A 23,080-nucleotide genomic window follows, 5' to 3' on the forward strand; every position below is an offset into this window, starting at 1 on the left:
ACAGAAAACTTTGTATACCCTGATTTTAACCCCCGTTGAACGACCTGTTAAGCGGGTTTTCTCTTGCCCGTTATGCCAAAACTTATCCAAGCCGGTGTTGCTGCAAAATAGCAGCCATGGCACTAGTCGGGTAACATGGGTTAGCTGAGCTTTTGGCCCACGTTCTTTCCCCGCTTTTTATCCACTTCCTGGAAAAGTAAAGCGCCACAGTTTCTAGGCAAGGAAATGGCCGCAGCCCTATATTTAAAGGGTTGCGGCCATTTTTCGTTCCTTGCCTTGCGATGCAAAACATATCACGCTCTCTGCTTTTTACATCGCGTCAAAACGATTAGAAGCTGCCGTTCAGCCTCAAGAACATTCCTTTGTCGGTGCCGGAGAAGGCGTTGCGACCGACGTAGCCGCCCACAGACAACACGGCAGCTGGGCTGAAGGCGTAGTCCACGCCGGTCTGCACACTCGGACGGGTACGCGAGGTTTCGTGCTCTTCCTCAAACGAGCCGAAGAACGGGGCGGAGGCAGAGAAACGGGTTTTGCCGCCACCCACGCGTTGGGCGATTTCGGCACTACCGTACCACGACAGCCCGCCACCCAAAGGCAGCCTGCCTTTCGCGCCTGCCGCCAAGGTGGTTTCCTTCAATTCCGCTTCGCCGTAGGAAAACGGAAAGGACAGACCGCCATTTTCCGCATAGGCGGGGCGTTCGGCTTCGGTGCGGCGCAGTGCGGCATACCAGCCGAAGGATTTCCCCGCAGGCACACCGAAGTCCCGACCCAAGGTCAGGCTGTATGCGCGGCTTTTTACCCGCACGTTGTTTTCGGGGGCTTCCGTGCCGCTCAAATGCGGACGGCGGATGCGGGTTTTATCTGATTCGAAAGCCACGGCGGGTACGGCATACCAGCCTGTGCCGTTATGGAAGCGGGCGGACAAGCCCAAACCTGCGCCAGATTTCAGGCGATGACTGCCGTTTTCATCGGTAGGCAGCGGCACGGCAAAGGAGAAGCCCGCATCGAAATTGTCGGAGAAGCCGTAGCCGAAAGCGAAGCCCGCACCGCGTGAGCGCGCGCCGTGGCCGACATCGTGGGTATAGCCTGCGCTGTAACAGAATTTTCCGCCGTCGGCACGGCAGCCTTCCAGCAAGGTTTCCGCCGCACGGCCGCGCTGCGCGAGCATGGCGGCGGTATCGGCGGAGAGCAGCGACATGGCGGCTCGGGTGTTGGCGGTATCGACCGCGCGGCCACCGCGCAGGTTCCAGACGACGGCGCGGAAGTCGCCGTTGTCGTTGTCCGCACCGCCGACCGCAATGTTACCGTCGGCACTGAAGCCGTATAACTGAGAAAATCCCGAATTGTCGGTTTTCAGCGTGCCGAGGTCGGTTTTGGTCTGCCAGCCGCTGCCCGACCAGACGGTGGCGCGTTGGTTGCCGTTATCGTTGTCCGCAAATCCGCCCACCACCGAACCGTCGGAGCTGGCGGCTTGTGCAACCGAAGTACCCGAATTATTGGTTCTCAGCGTGCCGAGGTCGGTTTTGGTCTGCCAGCCGCTGCCCGACCAGACGGTGGCGCGTTGGTCGCCGTTATCGTCGTGCGCAAATCCGGCCACTACCGAGCCGTCGCCGCTGGCGGCTATTGCAGCCGAACTACCCGAATTATTGGTTCTCAGCGTACCGAGGTCGGTTTTGCTACCCCAGCCGCTGCCCGACCAGACGGTGGCGCGTTGCTCAACGTTGTCATTATCCGCTACTCCGACCACCACCGAACCGTCGCGGCTGACGGCATATGCAACCGAGCTACCCAAAGTGCCGGCGCGGTGCGTGCCGAGGTCGGTTTTGGTCTGCCAGCCGCTGCCCGACCAGACGATGGCGCGTTGGTCGCTGTTATCGTTGTGCGCCCATCCGGCCACTACCGAACCGTCGCCGCTGACGGCTCTTGCAACCGAGCCGCCCGCATTGCCGCTGCTCAGCGTACCGAGGTCGGTTTTGCTACCCCAGCCGCTGCCCGACCAGACAGTGGCGTGTTGTGAGAAGGTGTCGCCGCTCGCCTCCCCAACCACCACCGAGCTGTCGGTACTGACGGCGGTTGCAGCAGAAACGCCCAAATTGTCGGTGCGGTGCGTGCCGAGATCGGTTTTGCTGCCCCAGCCGCTGCCCGACCAGACGACGGCACGGCGGGCGCCGTTGTCGTTATCCGATTCGCCGACCACGGCGCGCCCGTTGGCACTGATGGCGGTTGCCATTGAGTACCCCGAATTGCCGGCGCTCAGTGTGCCGAGGTCGGTAATGTTGTCCGGTGCGGCGGCAGCGGGCAGCGCGGCCAGCAGGGCGGCGAGGATTAAAAGGCGGGGCGGGGGAGATTTTTGTATAAGCATAGTTTTCCTTTGTTTGTAGATTGTAAAAAAGCGGCGGAGCATCCGCCATCGGATAAGGTGCCGGAAAGGTGGCAGGATTATAGCAAAACGGCGCGCCGCCTACAGCTGGCCAGCCTGATTTGCGGACGTGCTTTTCTAATATAAGGGAAAACCGTTTGAAAATGCTGTTGCCGGTTCGGGCGAATCCGCTTCGCCATCGGCTGGGGTGAGCCTGCCTTGTTTCCCGCCTGCACAGAAATAAAGATGGGGTAGTAAGGCATAAGATAGGTTTTCAGGTAGCCTTTTCAGACGGCCTCCCCCGCCCCTTCCCTCTTCAACAGCCACGCGGAGAGCAGCACGTTCAGCCCCACGCCGAGCGATACGGTGATGCCGAAGGCGGCGACGGCGGGGGTGGTGCTGATGGCGAGCAGCAGGAAGGAGATGGCGGTGGTGAGGGCGGCGAGGAGGATGCCGCCGAGTTTGGCGGCGGGGGTTTCGCGGGCGGTGAGGGCGTAGACGGCGTAGTCCGCGCCCACGGCGGCCACCAAGAGCAGGCCGAACATGGCGAACAGGCTGACGGGCAGGCCGAGCCAGCCGAGCAGGCCGACGGTGGCGGCGGCGGAAATCATGGGCACGGCGAGGATGAGGCTGCCGCGCCGTGCGCCGAAGATGCGCCACAGCACGAACCAGGCCAGGGCGAAGGAGGCGAGTTTGAGCCAGGCGGCGTGGTTGCGGGTGTGGCGGAAGAGTTCGTTCAGCCGGGCGCGTTTGTCCACCAGCCGGGCGCAGGTTCGGCCTTGATTGCACGGCAGGGCGGCGAGCGCGGTTTGCACGGCGGCGGCATCGTTCAAACCCTGCACGCGCACGAGGGCGGCTTCCTGCCCGCCGATGTTGCCCAGATACAGGCTGCGCCAGGCTTCGGCCATCTGCGGGCGCAGGGCTTGCGCGAGGGACACGGGCGGCTGTTCGGCGGCTTGGTGCAGGGCAGTTTGGATGGTGTCGGGATGCAGGCCGAGCTGGAGCATGGGGTCGGCGGCGGGGGAAGGCTGCGCGGCGAGGCGTTGCAACTGCTGGCGCAGGGCTTGTTGTTCGTCGGCGGGCAGCAGCCATTGGTTGAGCGACTGCACGCCGCCGAGACCGCCTTTGCCGACCAATGGCCGCAGGGCGGTTTCCACTTGCGCGCTGCGGCGCAAGAGTTCGTCTGCATCATCGGCCTGCACGAGGATGCTGCGGCCGCCGCTGTCGCTGCCGCTGATGTCGGCCACTTGGCGCATTTCGGCGATAAGCTGCGGGGAAAGTGCCGCCCAATCGCGGATGTCGTCGCGCCAATCGGTTTTCAGGTAGCCTGCGGCGGCCAGCGACAACAGCGGGACAAGCAGCCAGTGCAACCGTGCGGTGGCGAGCTTGTGCATGGCGGCGGCAAACCAGGCGGCGCGGGGGCGGTAGCCGCGAAACAGCGGCGGCAGCAGGAGCACGGTGGCGGCAAATGCGCCCGTGAGCGCGGCCACGGAAAACACGGCGGTTTGGCGCAGCACGGGCAGCGGCGTGAAGGCGAGCAGCAGATAGCCCGTGGCGGTGATGCCCAGCCCGGCCAAGAAGGCGGGCAAAACGCGGCGCATGGCGGGCGCGGCCTGCCAGTGGGGCGAAAACACCGAGGGCGTGAGCCAGTGCAGCGGAAAGTCCACCAGCATCCCGACCAAACTCGTGCCGATGACCACGGCGAGGATGTGCATCTGCCCAAACACGGCCACCACCGCCGCCGCGCCCAGCAGCATACCCGCGCCCAGCGGCAAGGCCAGCGCAAACACGCGCGGGCTGCGGAACACGGCCAGCAGCAGGGCGAAGGTGAGCGACAGGCCGACGGCGGACATCAGCCCGCTTTCGCGCTCCGACTGCACTTTGGCTTCGGCGGCAAACAACGCGCCGCCCGCCGCCAACAGGCGGTAGCCGCCGCGTTCGGCTTGGGCGCGGGAATCGGCCAGAAGCGGCAGCAGGCGTTCGGCTTGGTCGGCAGCCGCTTTTTCAGGTAGCCTCGCGCGCAGCCACACCCAAGTGAGGCCGTCCTGCTCGCTATACAGCATGCCGTTGCCGCTGTGCCATTGCAGGCGGCTGGCGGGCTGTTTTTGCTGTACAAAGCGGGCGAAGCCGAGCCAGTCGTCTTCCAGCGGCACGATTTGCGCGGCAAACGGGTTGGCCGCGTCTTCAGCGCGTTGCTGGAAATAGGCTGTGGGGTCGTGCAACAGAAGCTGCTGCTGTTCGCGCGGCAGGGCGTTTGCGCCGAGACTGCGGATGTCTTGCCGCAGTTGCGCCAAATCGGGATCCAGACGGCTGTCCACCGCTGCGAACAGGCCGCTTTGCTGCCACGCGGCGGCCACCTGCTCGGCGGCGGCGAAGGCGCGGTCGGCATCGCTGCTGCCCACCAGGAGCAGGATTTGGCCGTTGAGCTGTTTCTCGCCTGCTTCGTCGGCCGCGCGCCACACTTCGTCCACCTGCGCGTCGGCGGGCAACAGCGCGGTGAGGTCGGTTTGCAGGCGGCCACCCTGCGCTATCCCCCAGCCCAGCCACGCGGCGGCAAAGGCCAGCAGCAGGGCATACAGCCACGCGAGCCTAGTCATGCAGCGCCACCCTGCCCGAGGCGCAAGGCGTGTCGCCCTGCGCGATGGCGAAATGGATTTTGTTTTTCGCCGCATCGTGGCGCAGCGTGAGCCGCACCGTGTCGTGCGGGCGCACAAAGTGTTGGTATTTCAGGTTTTCCATCTGCTTCACTTGTTTCCTGCCCCAGTCGAAACGCGCCGCCAAATCCATCGCCCACTGGATTTCGATCACGCCGGGCACCAGCGGGAAATCGGCAAAATGGCCGCCGAACCAGGCCAAATCCAGCGGCACAACGCCTTCAAACGCATATTCGCGCGCCTCGTCGTTTTGCGACACCAAAACCCACTGCGGCGCGGTTTGCGGCACGGTAAAGGCCGTCTGAAAATCCTGTTCGCGGATTTTCGCCTGCGGGTTGCGCGGCAGTTCGGCGGCAAACCGCCAATAGCGCGGCAATGCGGCGGTGTCCTGCGTTTTGGCCAGATGCCGCTTCAGGCTTTGCGCCACGGCGGCACGGCCCTGTTCGCGCAATGCGGCGATGCCCGCTTCGTTCAAGGCCGTCCACGCCGCAATCCGGCCGTGCTGCGGGTGGCGGGCGCAATGCGCGTCGGCAACCCAAGCGTGCGCCAGCAGGTCGTGCTCCAACTGCGCCAGCGACACGCGCTTGTCTTCCAGCTTGATGATGCGGTCTTGGCGGCCGAGCAGCTCTAGCCGCCGCCCGTGCAGCCGCACTGCATCGGCGGTTTGCTGCACCCCGCCGCTCCACGGTGAGGCTACCTGAAAACGATTTTGCTCATCCACGGCGGCTTCCACTTCGGGCAACAGTTCCCATTCCCCGCCCTGCCGCAGCGCAATCACGCCGGTTTCCGTGCTGCCGTACACATCGTGCGGCGCAAAGCCCAGCTTCTCTTGCAGCAGTGCGGCGGTCGCTTCGGGCAGCAGCCCGCCCGCGCTGACGATGCCGCACACCCGCCCACGCAGCCGCGCCCAATCGCGCCCTTCGCCCAAACGGTTTAGCAGCGCGGGGCTGGCAATCCACAGGCATTCGCGGCGCGAATCGGCCAGCAGCAGCTCGGGATACACGCACTGCCGCCGCCCGATGGCCCAGCCCGCCGCCAGCGGTACGAACACGCGGAAAGTCAGCCCGTACAAATGCTGCGGGCTGACGCTGCCCACGGCGGAGAGGCCGCGCCAGTTTTCAGGTAGCCTCTGCGCCACCGCCGCCGCTTCCGCCAGCATCTGCGCGCGCGTTTTCACAATGGTTTTCGCCTCGCCCGAAGAGCCGGAGGTTTTCAGATACAGCACGTTTTCATGCGGCCATGCAAACGCTTCCGAAGGCGCAGCCGCCTGCTCCGCCGCTTCGTCGTACAGCCAGAGGCCGTCTGAAACCTCGGGCACGTCGCTCAGCCACACCGCGCCCCGCGCCTCCGCCCAGCGGCGGTTTTCCTCGGCCAGATTGGGCGGCAGATACACCTCCGCCCCCGCCAGCCACGCGGCCAGCAGCGCGGAGGCAAACCGCGCCGCATCATCGAACCACAGCGCGGCGGCCTGAATATTGTGCGCCCGCAAACGCGCGGCCAAAGAGAGCGTGGCGGCGGAAAACTGCGCGGCTGTCCAATTGTCGGCCAGCGGGGAATCGGGAGAACGGTTGAGCAGGGAGAGGATGGGCATGGCGTCGGGTTTGGGTTTGGTTGGATGGGCGGGCGGCGTTGCTGTACCGCCGTCGGTTCGGGCTACCTGAAAAACAAAACGGCAGAGCATCAATGCCCGATATGTTCAGCCGCGCATTATAAAACAGCCGGGCATCAATGCCCGAGCTGCGGCTCACGTTTTAGCGAAATCCGCTTTGCGCGTTTCAACTTCGTTGCAGCTGCGCTTTACAGGTAGCCTCCATCTGGAGCGGCAGAAGGCTACCTGAAAATTTTCGCTTCGCAGAAACCCAGCCTTGCTTGGCAAGATATCATTTTCAGGTAGCCTGTTGCGGGAGGCTACCTGAAAATTTGTTTGCCCGTTTGGGCTGCGGGGTGGAAACTCTGCTCACACGGTTTGTGAATATTTGGCGACGGTGTCGCGGTGGCGCAGGTGGTGGTCGAACACCATGGCGATGTTGCGGATGAGGAAGCGGCCTTTGGGGGTAACGCGCAAGCCGGCGTTGTTTAGCTCGACCAGGCCTTTGGCGGCAAGCTGGGCCAGGTCGGCAAGCTCGGCGGCGAAATATTGGGCGAAGGGCTGGCGGCATTCGGCTTCGTAATCAGCAAAATTGAGGCCGAAGCGGCACATAAGATCTTGGATCAGGCGGCGGCGCAGCAGGTCGTCATCATTGAGGCTGTAGCCGCGGAAAACGGGCAGGCGGCCGGCGTCGAGGTCGGCGTAGTAGTCGTCGAGATGGCGCTGGTTTTGGCTGTAGATGCGGCCGATTTTGCCGATGGAGGAGAGGCCGACGGCGATAAGGTCGCAGTCGGCATGGGTGGAATAGCCTTGGAAGTTGCGTTGCAGGCGGCCTTCGCGCAGGGCGACGGCGAGCTCGTCTTGCGGTTTGGCGAAGTGATCCATGCCGATGAAAACGTAGCCTTCGCTGCCCAGCCGCTGAACGATTTGCTGGAGCATGTCGAGCTTGGTGTTGCTGTCGGGCACGGCGTTGGTGTCGATGCGGCGCTGCGGCTTGAAGATGTGCGGCAGGTGGGCATAGTGGTACACGGCGAGGCGGTCGGGGGCAAGGGCGAGCACTTTATCCAGCGTTTGCTGCATGGTGGCGGGGGTTTGGTGCGGCAGGCCGTAAATCAAATCGACGCTCACGGATTGGAAACCGGCTTCGCGGGCGGCATCAATCATGATACGGGTTTCTTCTTCGCTCTGGATGCGGTTTACCGCCTGCTGCACTTGCGGGTCGAAATCCTGTATGCCCACGCTCATGCGGTTGAATCCGAGCGAGCCGAGGAACAATACGGTTTGGCGGCTCACTTTGCGCGGGTCGATTTCGATGGAGTATTCGCCTTGGGGCGTCAGGGTGAAGTGGCGGCGGATGGTGTCGAATACGAAATCGAGCTGGGCGTCGGAGAGGAAGGTGGGGGTGCCGCCGCCGAAGTGGAGCTGGGCCAGCTCGGGCTTGCCTTGCAGGAGTTCGGCCTGCAGGGCGAATTCTTTTTTCAGGTAGCCTAGGTATTGGTCGGCGCGGCTGGTGTCTTTGGTGATGATTTTGTTGCAGCCGCAGTAGTAGCAGATGGTGTTGCAGAAGGGGATGTGGATGTAGAGCGAGAGCGGGCCGGGGGCGCGCTGTTGCACGGCTTGGGCGTAGTCGGCGGCGGTGAAGCCGGCATGGAAGCGGTCGGCGGTGGGGTAGGAGGTGTAGCGCGGGCCGTTGGCGGGCAGCGAGGCAATAAGCTTGCGGTCGAAGATGATTTCTTGGCTGTGGCTGGTGTTCATGGGTATGTTATTTTTGGTAATTTTGTAGTGTATGCTTTGGCGGGGAAATCGGGTACAATACAAGCCGTTCGGCGGCCTGCCTGTGCCGATTCGCCGCAGCGGCGAGTATAAACGATAATTGCTGCAACCGGCTGGAATTTAGCCGTTTGCCGAGGGTAAAGATGATGCAGCCGCCTTTAGTTTGAAAGCCAGCACACACATGAAAGTATTGCATAGCGCCACAACCTGTTCCCGATGCGTTTTCAAGGAACTGTGCCATCCCGCCCCGTCGATGGCGGCGGAGGTGGGGCGGATTGATGCCGTCGTTAAACGCAGCCGCCGCCTGAAAAAGGGCGATTTCCTGTTTCACAACGGCGACGAATTCGCTTCGCTGTATGTGATCCGTACCGGTTTCCTGAAAACGGTGATTGCCAGCCAAGACGGGCGCGATCAGGTAACCGGTTTTTTCATGTCGGGCGAATTGGTGGGCATGGACGGCATGTGCAACCAAATGCACCACTGCGACGCGGTGGCGCTGGAAGACACCGAAGTGTGCGAGCTGCCCTACCGCAATATGGAAGAATTGTGCCTGGCCGTGCCCCAATTGCAACTGCATTTCTACCGCTTGTTTAGCGAAGAAATCGTGCGCGACCAAAACGTGATGTTGCTGTTGGGCAATATGCGCGCCGAAGAGCGGCTGGCAACCTTCCTGCTCAACCTCTCGCAGCGCCTGAAAAAACGCGGCCTGGCGGCCAATGATTTCATCCTGCGCATGTCGCGCGAGGAAATCGGCAGCTATCTGGGGCTGAAGCTGGAAACGGTGAGCCGCACTTTGTCGAAATTCAGCCAGGAGGGCATCATCGAAGTGGAATACAAACACATCCGCCTGATCAAACCCGAACGGCTCAAGCAGCTGGCCTCCGGCCTGCAAACGATAACGGCCTAGCGACAGCGGAAGCGCTTATTTCCCCAGCCGTAAAGGCTACCTGAAAAAGGTAGCCTCACTATTTTGAGCGCCTGCTGCCTTGTATAATGCCCCATATTCGGCGGCACCGCCGCCCTCCCCTTTCCCATCCGGCCATCCACCATGAAAATCCTAATATTAGGCAGCGGTCAAGTCGGCACCGCCGTGGCGCAGAATCTGGTTGAAATCCCCAACCACGACGTAACCGTTATCGACAACGACCCCGACGCCCTGCGCAACATCGGCGGCAAGCTCGACGTGCAAACCCTGCTCGGCAACGGCTCCTCCCCCGCCGTGATGGCCGAAGGCGGCGCCTACGACACCGACCTGCTGCTCGCCCTCACTCGCCACGACGAAACCAACCTCGCCGCCTGCAAGCTCGCCGCCAGCTTGTTCAACATTCCCAACCGCATCGCCCGCGTGCGCCTTTCCGACTATCTCGAATACACCGGCCGCGAAGGAGAAGACGAGCCCGTGAGCCGCGGTACGCTCGATTTGTTCGACGTGAGCGAATCCATCTGCCCCGAGCAACTGGTTACCGAGCGGCTGGCCGACCTGCTCTGCCACCCCAGCGCCCTGCAAGTACTCACCTTCGCCGAAGACAAAGTGCGCATGCTGGTGGTGCGCGCGCAAAGCGGCGGGCGGCTCCTGGGCAAGCCCATCCACGCCATCCACGAACACCTGCCCGAAGGCACCAACTGCCAAATCTGCGCCGTATACCGCAACAACAAGCTCATCATGCCCACGCCGCAAACCGTGATTCAGCAAGACGACGAAGTGTTTGTGGCCGCGCCCACCTCGCAGGTGGCCGAAGTGCTGCGCGAACTGCGCCCGAAACAGCAGCCCACGCGGCGCGTGATGATTGCCGGCGGCGGCCAGATCGGCTTCCGCCTCAGCCGCCAGCTCGAACAGCATTTCGACGTGAAAATCATCGAAAACAACGAAAAACGTGCCGAATGGCTGTCGGAAAACCTCAACAGCGCGCTGGTGCTGCACGGCTCGGCAGTAGACGAAGGCCTGCTCGAAGGCGAATACATCGACGAAATCGACGTGTTTTGCGCGCTCACCAACGACGACGAAAACAACATCATGGCCGGCATGCTGGCCAAAAGCCTCGGCGCCAAACGCGTGATCGCCATCGTCAACCGCTCCAGCTACGTGGACCTGCTGCAAGGCAACACCATCGACATCGTGGTGTCGCCCCATTTGGTCACCATCGGTTCGATTCTGGCGCACATCCGGCGCGGCGACGTGGAAGCGGTACACCCCTTGCGCGGCGGCAGCTCGGAAGCCATCGAAATCATCGCCCACGGCGACCGCGACACCTCCAAGCTGGTGGGCAGGCGCGTGCGCTCGGTGCGCTGGCCCAGCGGCTGCCACGTGGCGGCCGTGGTGCGCGGCAAGGAAGTGTTTATGGGGCACCAAGACGTGGAGCTGGCCGACGGCGACCACATCATCCTTTTCGTGGCGCGACGCCGCGTGGTGAGCGAGTTGGAAAAACTGATTCAGGTGCGCATCGGCTTTTTCGGCTGAGGCCGGAAGCTTTGGGAAAGGCTACCTGAAAAATAATCGATCAATTTTCAGGTAGCCTGACAGGCAAAAACAGCAGCTTAACGGGCTGCTGTTTGCTTTGGGCGCGCGATTTGCCGTGGCTCAGGCTTCCGGCGCGGCGGAGACTTTGGCCCAGGTTTCCAGAATCAGCTCGGGTCGGTTGCTTTGGAGCAATTTGGCATCGGAGAGCATCTGGCGCCACAGGCGGGCGTTGGGGCGGCCGTGCAACAGGCCGAGGTAGTGGCGCAGCATGTGGCGGACGGAGAGCCCGGGGTCGGCGGCGAGCATGCGCTGCATGTAGCGGTAGAGCGCGGGAATCAGGGTGTCGAAATCGGTTTCAGGTAGCCTTTCGCCGTAAAACAACCTGTCCCACGCTTGCATGAGCATGGGGTTGTGGTAGGCCTCGCGCCCGATCATCACGCCGTCTACGTGCCGCAGGTGTTCGGCGATTTCGGCGTTGGTTTTGATGCCGCCGTTGATGATGATTTCCAGCTCGGGGAAGTCTTGCTTGAGGCGGTAAACGTAGTCGTATTTCAGCGGCGGCACGTCGCGGTTTTCTTTGGGCGAAAGGCCTTCCAGCCAGGCGTTGCGGGCGTGGACGATGTAGGTGCGGCAGGCGGTTTGCCCGGCGAGGGTGCCGACGAAATCGCGCACGGTGTGATAGTCTGTCTGGCGGTCGATGCCGATGCGGTGCTTGATGGTGACGGCGCAGTCGGGCGCGGCATCCTGCATGGCGTTGAGGCAGTCGGCCACCAAGCCGACTTCGTTCATCAGGCAGGCACCGAACGCGCCTTTCTGCACGCGCGGGCTGGGGCAGCCGCAGTTGAGGTTGATTTCGTCGTAGCCGTATTGCGCGGCTTTTTTGGCGGCTCGGGCCAAATCGGCGGGGTGGCTGCCGCCCAGTTGCAGCGACACCGGGTTTCCACCCTCGTCTTTGCCGAGAAAGCGTTCGGCATCGCCGTGGATGATGGCGCCGGCATGAATCATTTCGGTGTAGAGCCAGGCATGGCGGCTGATTTGGCGGGCGAGGTAGCGGTAATGCCTGTCCGTCCAATCCAGCATGGGGGCAACGGAAAGGCGGCGGGCGGGGAGGGAGGCGGTGGCGGGCATGATGGTTTGGCCGAATGCGGATAGAGAAAAAGCCTAAACGGGATGTTTAGGCTTTCTGGAATTTGGTGGGTCGTGAGCGATTCGAACGCTCGACCAACGGATTAAAAGTCCGCTGCTCTACCGACTGAGCTAACGACCCTTTGGCTCCCCGAGCTGGGCTCGAACCAGCGACCTGCGGATTAACAGTCCGTCGCTCTACCGACTGAGCTATCGGGGAAAGGAAGACGCGCATTTTAGGGATGGGCGCGGGAGTTGTCAATAAAAATTTTGCCGAAAGTGGTAAAAAAAATCGCACCACCACACGAATATCCTAGAAAATTCTTTTAATACATATGTTTGTATTTTTCAGCATTTGCAGGCGCGCTTGAGAGGCTATCTGAAAATTCTGCTTCCAGCAGCTGGCCGGATTTTTCAGGTAGCCTTTTTGCCCTTGCCGGCTTTTGGGGTCAGGTGCAGAGCCAGCGGGGCGAGCAGCTCGAGCACGATGTTGGCAAACAGGGGGCTCTCGATGGGCTCGTCATCGTTGCGGCTGAACACTTGGGCGACTTCGCGGTCTTGGTTTTGGCCGGAGTAATTGTAGCCATCACGGTATTTGCTGCGGGCAGCTTTGAGGGCTGCTTCAGGTAGCCTGCCGGCGGTAAGGTCGTCGGCGGTGCAGGCTTGGGCGGCGGCAAGCGAGGTGCGGGGGAAGAAGGGCAGCGGCTGCCGTTGGCCGAGGGCGTAGTAGTCGAGCCAGCGGCCGAGCAGCTCGGCGCTTCGGTGCCCGGCAGCGGGGGCAGGGTTTGCGGGCTGGCGGGGCAAACGAGGTGGGTGGCCTGCGGCTGGGGGGCGACAGCGCAATAAACGAGGTGTTGCAGCCAGAGCTCGATGGTGTTGGGGGCGTTGAGGTCTTGGGCGCGGTAGAAGATTTGGCCGTGTTGGTGCAGGTGGCTGAGGCTGCCGGCGAGCACGATGCCGCGGTGCACAAAACGGAAGGGGAAGTCGGCCGACGGGGGCTGGTGAGCAGGGCGGAATCGAGCTGTTTGACGGCGGTGCGCTCCGGCTCTTGCAGCAACTGGCCAAGCAGGCCGGCGGGCAGCAGGCTTTCGGCGCGCAGTCGCGCTTCGGTGTGGGCGAAGTTTTCGTGATGTCGGCGGGCGTCGAGGTAGTGTTGTTTGACGGCGGCGGGGTCGGCGATGGCGTAGGGCTCGGCGGAGTCGGCGGGGCTTCGGCATAGGGGCGCCGCCATTGCAGGGCGTGGCGCAGCCAATAGCGCACGGGGTTTTTCCAGAAATAGAGGAAGCTGCCGAGCGGGATTGCGGCGGGGATTCGGCAGCGGGCGGGTATCGCCGATAAAGGGGGGCGGCTCTGTGGGGGGCTGGTTGAGGGCTTGGGCGTAGTCTTGACGGGTGCTGGAAAGGCTACCTGAAAAATCGGCCTGCCCGGCATGGGGGCTACCTGAAAAATAGCGGGCAGAGAAGGCTTGCAGGGGGTGTTGGCGGATGTGGGCGGCGGCGAAGTCGGCGCTGCTTTGGCCGGTCATTTGGGCAAGGGTGTCCACCAGCTCGCTCAACAGCGGGGAGGGAGCTTGGGCTTCGTCTTTGTGGTAGTCGCGGCCGATGTAGGAGAGGTAGAGCTCGCGGCGGGCGCTGATGAGGGATTCGAGGAAGAGGTAGCGGTCGTCGTCGCGGCGGGAACGGTCGCCGGCCTGGGGATGGCGGGCGATGAGGTCGAAGGCGGGGGCTTTGGTTTGGCGGGGGAACTTGCCGTCGTTGAGGCCGAGCAGGCAGAGGGTGGGGAACGGCAGGCTGCGCATGGGCACCATGCTGCAAAAGGTGATGCCGCCGCGCAAAAAGCCAGCTTCGCTGCTTTGGTCGAGGAAGAGGCGCAGGTGTTCGCGGGCGGTGTCGGGCGGGAGCGGGGCGCGGTAGCCGGCCAGCTCGGCTTCGGCTTGCCAGTCGGCCAGCGCCTGCATGATTTGCTGGTGGGCGGCCTGGTCGGCTTCGGCGGAGGCATCGCCGGTGGCGTCGGCCAGGAGGCTGCGGAAGCGCTCGATCCAGCCGGCCACATCGGCGGGGGTTTGCCATTGGCGGTGGTGGGCGCGCAGGTGGTGCAGCAGGACGAACCAGGCGGCTTGAGCGGGCTGCTGCGCCAAATCGGCGGCATAGGGGTGCACGCCCTGCCACAGTTCGCCCCGGCCGGCGGGCAGCAGCCAGCCGAGCACGCTGCGCTCTTCGCCCTGCTGCCAGGTGAAGGCTTGGCCGCTGCCGCCGTATTGGGCGCGCATGGCGGCATCGGCGCCCCAGCGGATGTTGAGCTCGGCGCTGCTGTGGCGCAGGAAGTCGGCATCGTCGGCGCCGATTTGCCATTGGCGGCGCACGGTGTCGTGGTCGAGCAGGGGCAGCAGGCGTTCGGTTTCGAAACGGCTCTGCATGAGGGCAATGAGCTGCTCGGCCAGGAGCATGAGGGGCTGGCTGCGGCTGAGGCGCACGTCGGCAATGTTGTAGGGCAAGGCGCGGCTGCCGGGGGCGGCTTCGCCGAAGACAGCTTGGATGAAGGGCAGGTAGTCTTCGATGGCGGGGGTGAGCACGGCGATGTGGTGCGGCTGCAAATCGGGCTGTTCGGCTAGGCGGCGCAGGAGGTGGTCTTTGAGGATTTGCAGCTCGCGCAGGGGGCTGTGGGCGGCTTGGATGGTGATGCTGCCGTTTGCGGGATTGCCGCCGGCTTCGGGCATTTTTTCAGGTAGCCTCAAGAGCTGGATGTCGGTTTGCAGGCGTTGCAGCAGGCTGGGGTTCGGGCGGGGCGGGATAAAGCTCGATTTCTGCCACGCGCGGCTGCTGGCGGCAAGGTGGTCGAAGAAGTCGCGGCCCTGCTTACCCAGCGAGGCGAGCAGGGGGTGGCCGGCTTCGGCGGCGGCGGGTGGGGCGCTGGCCAGGCGCTTGGGGCTGGGCAGGTCGCCCCAGTATTGCTGGCTGGGATTGACGGCGAAGAGGTGGATTTCGGTGTGTTCGGCCAGAGCTTCGAGCAGGTCGAGATACACGGGGGCGAGGGTGGAGATGCCGAAGGCGAGGTAGCGTTGCGGCAGGCTTTCGGCTCGGAGGGCGGCGAGCAGCTGCTGATGCTGGGCGGCGCGGTGGGCGGCAGGGCTTTGCGCGGCGAGGATGCGCCACAATTCGGCCTGCCAGGCTTCGTCGCTGCCCAAATCGTTGAGGCGGCCGCGTTCCCATTGGTCGAGCCATTGCGGGCGATACACGAGGTATTGGTCGAACACGTCGGCCAGGCGGCCGGCGAGGTGGTAGGCGGCGGTGGGACTGCTGTTCAGGTAGCCCTGCAACACGGGCGGCAGCGCGGCGGCATGCTCTCCGGCGGGATCAAGCAGGGGCAGCAGGCGCCAGCGCAACACTTCGGGGGCGAAGGGGTTCAGCCGGGGGGAGTGCGGCAGGAAACGGCGGGTGAGCTGCCAGCTAAGGGCGGCGGGCAGGCTGAACTTGAGGTTGGCGGCGATGCCGCTGCGTTCGGCCAAATAATGATTGAGATAGCGGCGCATGCCCTGGCTCTGCACGATGATTTCTTCGGGCGCGAAGGCGGAGGCAGGCGGGCTGGTCTGCATTAGGGCAACGGCGGTTTCGGCGAGGAATTCGAGGCGGTTGGATTGGTAGAGGTGGAGCATGGCTGGCCGCTGGAGGAAAAGGAGGATGGCGGCATTATAGCGAAACGGGCGGGGGCTTTCAGGTAGCCTAATCAAGCAATAGGGCAAAAAGGATAAAGGCTACCTGAAAATTGGTTTTCAGGTAGCCTTCCGTGTATTCAGGGCGTATTTAGCGGCGGCAGGGGGCGCGGCGCAGGCTGGAATAGCGGCCGATCACGCTGCTGATGCCGGCGGCGGCGTTGTCGTCCACATTCATGAAGGTTACCTGCATTTTGGATTCGCCCAATTCGGCGGATTGCTCGCCGCCGCCGGAGCCGGTGCGGGCGATTTGCGGGTTCAGCCCGGCTTGGCGCGCTTTCACGGCGGTTTGCTCGGCCTGGCGCTCGTTGACAAAGGAACCCAGGCTCATGCGGCCGCCGGATACGCTGGCGCCGCGGAAGCCCTGCGCGCGCAGCTTGGCAGTGAATTCCTGCACGTCGCCTTCGATGGCCACGCTCACCTGGTAGCGTTCGCCGCCGCGCTGGGCACGGCCGCCGTCGCGGCGGCGCTCGACCACGCGGGTGGCGGCGTGCGGCCAACGGGCGAGCAAGCCTTTGATGCGGTGGTAGTCGTCTTCGGGCAAGAGCGCGGTGGCGGTGCAGGCGGTGCTGGGGGCGCGGATGCCGCTTTCGGGCGTGGGCTTGGGTTGGCCTTCGGCGGGTTTGCTTTGGGCAGGGGCGTTGCCGCGGGCGGGCGAGGCGCTCTGGCGCGGGCGGGCGGCATCCACCGGCAATACGGGCACGCCCTGCTGCGCCTGCTGCGGCGCGGTGCTTTGAGCGGGCGCGGCATGCACCACCACGGTGGTGGGCTGCTGCGGCTGTTGCTGCACCACGGGCGCAGGCTGCGGCTGCGCCATGCGCGTAACCAGCATGCCGCCGAAAACGATGATGTTTAACGCCACCAGAATGGCAAACAGCCACTTCATGTTTGTACAGCCCAGTTGAGTAATCCGTGAAGCACGAGATTATCCACAATTTGAATGGGGTTGTCCAAAGCAAATTTTTCAGGTAGCCCCTGTTTGATTTTGGCCGCGCCGCCGCCGGTGATGATCACGGCGGTGGGCGCGTCGGGCTGTTTCTGCCGCAAACGTTCGTGCATCAGCATCACCGCGCCGCACACGGCATCGATCATGCCGCCGGCCATGGCATTGGCGGTGGGGGTGCCGAAGGGGTAGGGTCGGCCGGCGGGGCGGTTGAGGTTGGCGGTGTGTTGCGCCATGGCTTCCTTCATCAGGTTGAAGCCGGGCATGATGTTGCCGCCCAAATAGTGGTTGTCGGCGGTGAGCGCGTCGATGGTGACGGCCGTGCCGCAGCTCACCACCACGCAGGCATGCGGCGTGAAGAGGCGGCTGCCGAGGATGTTGAACCAGCGGTCGGCACCATGCTCGCTCACGCGGCGGTAGTGGTTGCGGATGCCCAAGGCCTGCGGCATGGAGCCCAGCCATTCGGGCTCGCGGCCGAGCAGCTCGGCCACGGCCTGCTGCTTGGCCGCGCCGCACACCGCCGAGCCGATGATGCGCACGTTTTCCCCGCTGTGCTGGCGCCAGCTGTGGGCAAAGGGCTCCAAGTTCCAATAAGAAGTTTTGTCCACCGCCACCATGCGGCCGTGCTCCACCCAGGCCCATTTGAGCTTGCTGTTGCCGGCATCCAGCAGCAGCATTTTGCTGTCGGCAGGCTTCGCCGCGGGCGCGGTGTGGCCGTGCAGCGGGCGCAGGCTGATTTCGCCGCTCACGATGCTGTGCTCCACGCCGTCGGCATCGAGGATGTGCAGCGCGCCGCTGTTGTCCACGCCCAGCGCGGTGCCTTGCAGCAGGGTTTGCCCGTCGCGTAGCAGGCGCACCGGCTGGTTTTGGTCGCGGTGGCAGGCGTGGTAGTCGGCAAGGAAGGGGGCGAGGCCTTCGCGGTCAAACTGTTCGAAGGCGACAGCCAAATCGGGCAGCAGGCGCTCGGTGAGGCGGGCAACGCTGGCATGCGGCGCGCTGCCCTGCACGGCTTCGGCAGCTTCCACCGCCTTGGGCTGCACAAAATTGATGCCGATGCCCACCACGATGGCGGTTTGGCTGTTGCGGCGGGCGGTTTCGGTGAGGATGCCGCCGAGCTTTTCGCCGCCGATCACCAAATCGTTCGGCCACTTAATCTGCGCCGGCACGCCCAAACCGCGCAGGGCACGGCAGCACACCAGCGCGGCCACGAGCGTGAGCCCGCCCAATTCGGCCTGCGCGCGGGCAAAACGCCAGCCGGCGCTAAACATCAGGCATTCGCCGATTCGGCTCTGCCAGCTGCGCCCCTGCCGGCCGCGGCCTTGGGTTTGGTGGTGGACAAACACAATGCGGCGGTGGATGTCGGCGCCCTGCTCTTTGGCCTGGGCGATGAGGTAGCTGTTGCTGGAAGGGTGTTCGGGCAACAGCTCGGCCTGCCAGCCGGCGGCCTGCGCCTGCTGCCGCAACAGGGCTTCGTCCAAAATCGCCAGGGGGCGCACCAGCCGCCAGCGGCCATCTTGCTGGCGCAGAAGGCCGCGGATGTGCGGCGGCATCTGCTGCCAGAGGGCGTTGAGCTGCGGCGGCTTGAGACCGATGCGGCGCGCCAGCTCGGTAACATGGTGCGCCTGGCCGTCGGCGAGGGCGGCGAGGAGCTGCCAGTGGATTTCCTGCATCATGCGGCGGGCTCCGAGGCGCGGATTTTGGCCAGGGTTTGGGTGGTGGAGGTTTGGTGCAGGAAGGGGATGGAATACACTTGGCCGCCGCGCGCGAGGGTTTCGGCGGCGCCGACGATGTTTTCAGGTAGCCAGTCGCCGCCCTTCACCAGAATGTCGGGCCGAACTTGCTCAATCAGCGCGGCGGGGGTGTCGCTGTCGAACCAGGTAACCACATCCACGCTCGCGAGCGCGGCGGCCACGGCGGCACGGTTGGCCAGCGGGTTGATGGGGCGGTCGCTGCCTTTGCCCTGTCGGCGCACGGAATCGTCGGTGTTCAGCGCGAGCACCAGTGCGGCGCCGAGGGTGCGGGCCTGGGCGAGGTAGCTTACGTGGCCGCGGTGCAGGATGTCGAAGCAGCCGTTGGTGAACACCAGCGGGCGCGGCAGTTCGGCAAGCCTTTCGGCCAAGGCTTCGGGCGGGCAGATTTTGCGTTCGAAATCGGGGGTGGGCCAGGCAGTCATGGCGCTCTCTTCGGGGTAATTAAAGCGCGGATGATACCATTTCTGCGCGCGGGCTTGGTGTTGGGCGAGCGGGAATTGCCGTATAATCCGCAAGATGTTTTTCAGGTAGCCTCCGGCGCGCCTGAGCCGGCATACAGGCTACCTGAAAAATCTTTGTCCACATTCCAACCCCACATCATGATCCGTTTCGAACAAGTTTCCAAAACCTACCCCGGCGGCTTCCGCGCCCTGCAAAACGTGAGCTTCAAAATCAGCAAGGGCGAGATGATTTTCGTGGCCGGGCATTCCGGCGCCGGCAAATCCACCGTGCTCAAGCTGATTGCCGGCATCACCAAGCCCACTTCCGGCAAAGTGTGGATGAACAGCCAAGACCTCGGCACGCTCAACGACAGCCGCTTAGGCTACCTGCGCCAGCACATCGGGCTGGTGTTTCAAGACCACAAAATCCTGTTCGACCGCAACGTGCTGCAAAACGTGCTGCTGCCGCTGCGCATCATCGGCTACGACCGCAAAACCGCCGACAAGCGCGCCCGCATCGCCATCGAGAAAGTCGGCCTGGGCGGGCGCGAGCTGGCCGACCCCATCACCCTTTCCGGCGGCGAGCAGCAGCGCTTGTGCATTGCCCGCGCCGTGGTGCACCAGCCCGGCCTCTTGATTGCCGACGAGCCCTCCGCCAACCTCGACCGCGCCTACGCGCTCGACATCATGGAGCTCTTCAAAACCTTCCACGAAGCCGGCACCACCGTGATTGTGGCCGCGCACGACGAAACCCTGATGGCCGACTACGGCCACCGCATTTTGCGTTTGCAGGAAGGCAGGTTTGCCGCATGAAACACTATCTCTCGCTGCATTTCGAAGCCGCCGCCCAAGCCTTCGCCCGCCTTTTGCGCCAGCCCTTGGGCACATTGCTGGTGCTGCTGATGCTGGCCGCCGCCATGACCCTGCCGCTGATGCTGTACCTCGGCGTGCAAAGCAGCACGCAGGTGCTCGGCCGGCTCAACCAAGCCCCGCAGATGACTATCTACCTCGCGCCCGAAGCGGGCGAGGGCGACGTGGCCGCCATCCGCGCCAAGTTGGCGGAAGACAGCCGCATCGCCACCGCCGAATACGTGAGCAAGCAGCAGGGCATGGCCGAGCTGCAACAGGCCTTCGACGGGCAGGATTTGGTGTCGATGCTGGACGGCAACCCGCTGCCAGATGCCTTTGTGGTCACGCCCAAAGCGGGCGCCACGCCGCAGGAGCAAACCGCGCTGCGCACCGATTTGGCGGCGCTGCCCAAGGCCGAGAGCGTGCAGATGGACGCCGAATGGATGCAGACGCTGTTTCAAATCAATGAATTCGTGCACCGGATTTTCTATTTCCTGGTGTGCACGCTGGGCGCGGCGCTGGTGTTGGTGGCGTATAACACCAGCCGCCTGCAAATCCTCAGCCGGCGCGAGGAAATCGAAATCACCAAGCTTTTGGGTGCGCCCGCTTCGTTTATCCGCCGGCCTTTCCTCTATCAGGCGCTGTGGCAGGGCGTGCTGTCTTCCGCCCTGAGCCTGCTCTTGTGCGGCTGGCTGATGCGCAGCGCCCGCCCGCTGGCCGACCAGATTTTCCGCCCCTACGGCCTGAATTTGGATTGGCGCTTCTTCCACGGCTGGGAGATGGCGGTGATTGTGGCGGTGGGGTGCGGGCTGGGCATGGCCGGCGCGTGGCTGGCCGGCAGCCGGCATTTGCAGGAGTTTAAGGCCAGAAGCCGCTAGGCGCTGCGGGCAAGACAAAGGCTACCTAAAAATGGCAGAAGCGTTTTCAGGTAGCCTTTGCTTTGCTGGCTCCACACCGGCAGAGGGGGCAAGCTCGGTATAGTGGATTAACAAAAAACGGGACAAGGCGGCGAGCCGAAGACAGTACAGGTAGTACGGCAAGGCGAGCTAACGCAGTAGCGTTTTTTGTTAATTCACTATAAATTTGTGTGGAATGTTCCGCGCAGCCTCAAAAGGCTACCTGAAAAAGTTGGCGCAAAGAATCAGGCTACCTGAAACGGAAAATCGGTTTTCAGGTAGCCTTTTTGCATCAAGCGCCGAGCTGTTATAATCGCCGCCCCTTTTTCAGGTAGCCCTCCGCCCGCCCACACGCACAAGGAAGCCCATGTTCAAACGCAAACCACAGCACATCCTGCCCGAAGCCCTGTTCCAAGCCGCCGCCCAAGGCGACGCGCTGGGCATGATGCAGGCTGCGGTGGTGTGGCTGCGGCAGGGCGGCGCAGCGGGCGCACCCGTGCGTTTCCGCATGCTGTGCCGCCATTTGCAGCAAGATACGGCCGCCTGCCAAACCGTTACCAACCTGCTGTGCCGCTGGCTCTCCAGCGTGCGCATTTATCCCACGCTCATCACCATCGGCATTTTCTCCCGCTCCGGCTTCGGCCACGAATTCCGCCACCGCCTCTACGAGCGGCTCAACCCGGCCTATAAAGACCGCCACGACCTGCGCGACGTGCTCGCCATGCTGTTTCACGGCCGCCACGACGCCGAATGGCTCGCCGCCATCCCCCTGCCCTGCTGGCTGCGCCTCCTGGCCTTGATGCGCCGCCACACCGACCCCGCCGTGTCCGACACCTGCGGCCGCCACCTGCGCAACGAAAGCCTGTATGCCGTGGAAATGCTCTCGGTGTGGGTGGCCGCCGAAGACCTCGACCCCGACCTCATCCGCCTCGAGCCCAAGCTGCTGGATGTGGATTCGCCCTTCGTGGGGCTGATGCGCGAAGTGTCCGACTGGCTGGCGCACTACCGCCAAACCCCCTTCGCCGGCATGAAACCCGAGCTGGGCGAATGGTTTGACCACAGCGCGGAACACCAGCCGCCCGCCTACGACGACAGCCACCTCAAAGTGATGATGAGCCAAAGCCGCAAGCTCATCGACCGCCTGCAACGCAAAGGCACCGGCGCCGGTGCCGGCTCCTCCATGCACGTGGCACACCTCCTGGAGCGGCTCAAACAAACGCTCAACCGCATGGAGCAGCTGATGGCGCTGTTTACCGCCCGCAGCTACCTGCAATGCATGCTGCGCACCCTGCTGCTCTCGCGCGACATCGCCGTGGCCGTGGTGGCGCAGCGGCGGATTGCCCCGCTGTGGCGCGGCAGCGTGAAAATGCTCGCCCGCAGCATCAGCCAAAATTCCAGCCGCCACGGCGAGCACTACATCACGCGCAACCGCAGCGAATACTGGGGCATGCTGCGCTCCGCAGCCGGCGGCGGCGTGCTCATCGCCCTGATGGCGCTGCTCAAAATCCACATCGGCAGCCTGGTGCAGGATCACTTCTGGCACGCCGTGCTGGTGAGCCTGAACTATGGCATCGGCTTCGTGCTGATCCACATGCTGCATTTCACCGTGGCCACCAAACAGCCCGCCATAACCGCCGCCAGCTTCGCCCAAGCCGTAGAGCGCAGCAGCAGCGGCCGCGCCGTGAGCCAGAAGCTGGCGCAATTGCTGATCGACGTGGTGCGCTCGCAGGGCGTGGCCGTGTTTGGCAACGTGCTGGTGGCCGTGCTGCTGGCCTGCCTCATCAGCTGGGGTTTCGCCCACCGCTTCGGCGCGACGCTGCTGGATGAAGCCACCACCGCCTACCAGCTCAAATCCATGGCCGTGTTCACCACGCCCGCGCTCCTGTTTGCCGCCATCGCCGGCGTGTGGCTGTTTTGCTCCGGCATCATCGCCGGCTTCTTCGACAACCGCGCCGACTATCTCAACCTCAAAATGCGCCTGCGCGAACACCCCCTGCTCAAGCGCATCTTGCCCGCCGCCTGGCGGCAAAAGCTGGCCGACTACATCCACAACCACTACGGCGCCATGATGGGCAACTTCTGCTTCGGCTGGCTCCTGGGCATGACCGGCTACCTCGGCCACCTCACCGGCCTGCCGCTCGACATCCGCCACGTGGCCTTCTCCTCCGCCAACTTGGGCTACGCCGCCGTGAGCGGCCACATCGGCCCCTTCTCCTTCGCCGCCAACCTGCTGATGGTGCTGATGATTGGTGCGGTAAACCTGCTGGTGAGCTTCTCCATCACCCTGTGGGTGGCGCTGCGCTCGCGCGACGCCGTGGTGGACGACCCGCTGCAAATCGTCGGCAGCACCGTCGCGCTGGTGAAGCAGAAGCCCAAAAGCCTGTTCTTTCCCCCGCCCGACGCGCCCGAAGCCGACGCCGAGAAAAAGCCTGCCGCGCCCGGCAAATAACGGGCTTCCCGCACACGATCGAGGCTACCTGAAATGTGCCGCGGCATTTTTAACTTCGTTGAAGCTCACGTTTTCAGGTAGCCTTT

14 protein-coding genes, 2 tRNA genes and 2 pseudogenes are annotated in these 23,080 nt (G+C 63.8%); 5 read left to right on the forward strand and 13 right to left on the reverse strand.

All coding sequences use genetic code 11. The features are described from left to right. Positions 1 to 328: 328 nt before the first annotated feature. The 4 genes from LG371_RS01835 to hemN all read right to left on the reverse strand — a co-directional run bounded on the left by LG371_RS01835 (position 329) and on the right by hemN (position 8,356). A complete protein-coding gene (locus LG371_RS01835) occupies positions 329 to 2,362 on the reverse strand; it encodes a hypothetical protein (protein WP_225747568.1) in 2,034 nt (677 codons plus the stop codon). Positions 2,363 to 2,646: 284 nt separating this feature from the next. Next, complete coding sequence (locus LG371_RS01840; RefSeq protein WP_225747569.1) at positions 2,647 to 4,956, reverse strand: MMPL family transporter; 2,310 nt, start codon at positions 4,954 to 4,956, stop codon at positions 2,647 to 2,649. Continuing rightward, positions 4,949 to 6,604 (reverse strand): AMP-binding protein, encoded by a 1,656-nt coding sequence (locus LG371_RS01845; RefSeq protein ID WP_067590844.1) that lies wholly within the window; start codon positions 6,602 to 6,604, stop codon positions 4,949 to 4,951. Before LG371_RS01845 ends, LG371_RS01840 begins: the two co-directional genes overlap by 8 nt. Positions 6,605 to 6,970: 366 nt before the next feature. Next, a complete protein-coding gene (gene hemN, locus LG371_RS01850; protein ID WP_225747570.1) occupies positions 6,971 to 8,356 on the reverse strand; it encodes an oxygen-independent coproporphyrinogen III oxidase in 1,386 nt (461 codons plus the stop codon). A 199-nt stretch (positions 8,357 to 8,555) separates the two neighbouring features. Between hemN and LG371_RS01855 the strand changes: the two genes are divergently transcribed. After that, on the forward strand, positions 8,556 to 9,281 hold the full coding sequence (locus tag LG371_RS01855; protein WP_225747571.1) for a cyclic nucleotide-binding domain-containing protein: 726 nt from the start codon (positions 8,556 to 8,558) through the stop codon (positions 9,279 to 9,281). 141 nt (positions 9,282 to 9,422) lie between these two features. Beyond that, positions 9,423 to 10,832, forward strand: a complete 1,410-nt coding sequence (trkA, locus tag LG371_RS01860) for a Trk system potassium transporter TrkA (protein WP_225747572.1) — start codon at positions 9,423 to 9,425, stop codon at positions 10,830 to 10,832. Between the two features lie 120 nt (positions 10,833 to 10,952). Here the strand turns inward: trkA and dusA are convergent, their stop codons facing one another. From dusA to LG371_RS01900, 9 genes and pseudogenes are all read right to left on the reverse strand, one after another. Continuing rightward, a complete protein-coding gene (gene dusA / locus LG371_RS01865; RefSeq protein WP_225747573.1) occupies positions 10,953 to 11,960 on the reverse strand; it encodes a tRNA dihydrouridine(20/20a) synthase DusA in 1,008 nt (335 codons plus the stop codon). 63 nt (positions 11,961 to 12,023) lie between these two features. Continuing rightward, positions 12,024 to 12,099, reverse strand: a tRNA-Lys gene (locus tag LG371_RS01870). 2 nt (positions 12,100 to 12,101) lie between these two features. After that, positions 12,102 to 12,177: transfer RNA gene (locus LG371_RS01875), tRNA-Asn, on the reverse strand. 194 nt (positions 12,178 to 12,371) lie between these two features. Next, positions 12,372 to 12,761, reverse strand: a complete 390-nt coding sequence (locus tag LG371_RS01880; protein WP_370632615.1) for a hypothetical protein — start codon at positions 12,759 to 12,761, stop codon at positions 12,372 to 12,374. Positions 12,762 to 12,829: 68 nt separating this feature from the next. Next, positions 12,830 to 12,925: pseudogene (locus LG371_RS12195) on the reverse strand (hypothetical protein); the annotation flags it as partial. 74 nt (positions 12,926 to 12,999) lie between these two features. Then, positions 13,000 to 15,609 (reverse strand): annotated as a pseudogene (gene recC / locus LG371_RS01885) (exodeoxyribonuclease V subunit gamma); the annotation flags it as partial. Positions 15,610 to 15,757: 148 nt separating this feature from the next. Continuing rightward, the gene (locus tag LG371_RS01890) at positions 15,758 to 16,552 is read right to left on the reverse strand and encodes a cell division protein (RefSeq protein WP_067590824.1); all 795 of its coding nucleotides are present in this window, start codon (positions 16,550 to 16,552) and stop codon (positions 15,758 to 15,760) included. Then, a complete protein-coding gene (locus LG371_RS01895) occupies positions 16,549 to 18,282 on the reverse strand; it encodes a biotin--[acetyl-CoA-carboxylase] ligase (RefSeq protein ID WP_225747574.1) in 1,734 nt (577 codons plus the stop codon). Before LG371_RS01895 ends, LG371_RS01890 begins: the two co-directional genes overlap by 4 nt. Further along, entirely contained in the window at positions 18,279 to 18,782 is a 504-nt protein-coding gene (locus LG371_RS01900; protein WP_067591134.1) for an adenylyltransferase/cytidyltransferase family protein, read from the reverse strand. Before LG371_RS01900 ends, LG371_RS01895 begins: the two co-directional genes overlap by 4 nt. Positions 18,783 to 18,959: 177 nt before the next feature. On the opposite strand from LG371_RS01900, the gene LG371_RS01905 reads away from it, so the two are divergent. From LG371_RS01905 to LG371_RS01915, 3 genes are all read left to right on the forward strand, one after another. After that, positions 18,960 to 19,613 (forward strand): cell division ATP-binding protein FtsE, encoded by a 654-nt coding sequence (locus LG371_RS01905; RefSeq protein WP_067590821.1) that lies wholly within the window; start codon positions 18,960 to 18,962, stop codon positions 19,611 to 19,613. Next, positions 19,610 to 20,527, forward strand: a complete 918-nt coding sequence (ftsX, locus tag LG371_RS01910; protein ID WP_225747575.1) for a permease-like cell division protein FtsX — start codon at positions 19,610 to 19,612, stop codon at positions 20,525 to 20,527. The genes LG371_RS01905 and ftsX overlap by 4 nt, the downstream gene beginning before the upstream one ends. 385 nt (positions 20,528 to 20,912) lie before the next feature. Beyond that, positions 20,913 to 22,994 (forward strand): site-specific recombinase, encoded by a 2,082-nt coding sequence (locus LG371_RS01915; protein WP_225747576.1) that lies wholly within the window; start codon positions 20,913 to 20,915, stop codon positions 22,992 to 22,994. The last annotated feature ends 86 nt before the right edge of the window (positions 22,995 to 23,080 follow it).

The organism is Eikenella sp. Marseille-P7795 (genome assembly GCF_916618725.1).
In the GTDB taxonomy this organism is placed as follows: domain Bacteria; phylum Pseudomonadota; class Gammaproteobacteria; order Burkholderiales; family Neisseriaceae; genus Eikenella; species Eikenella longinqua.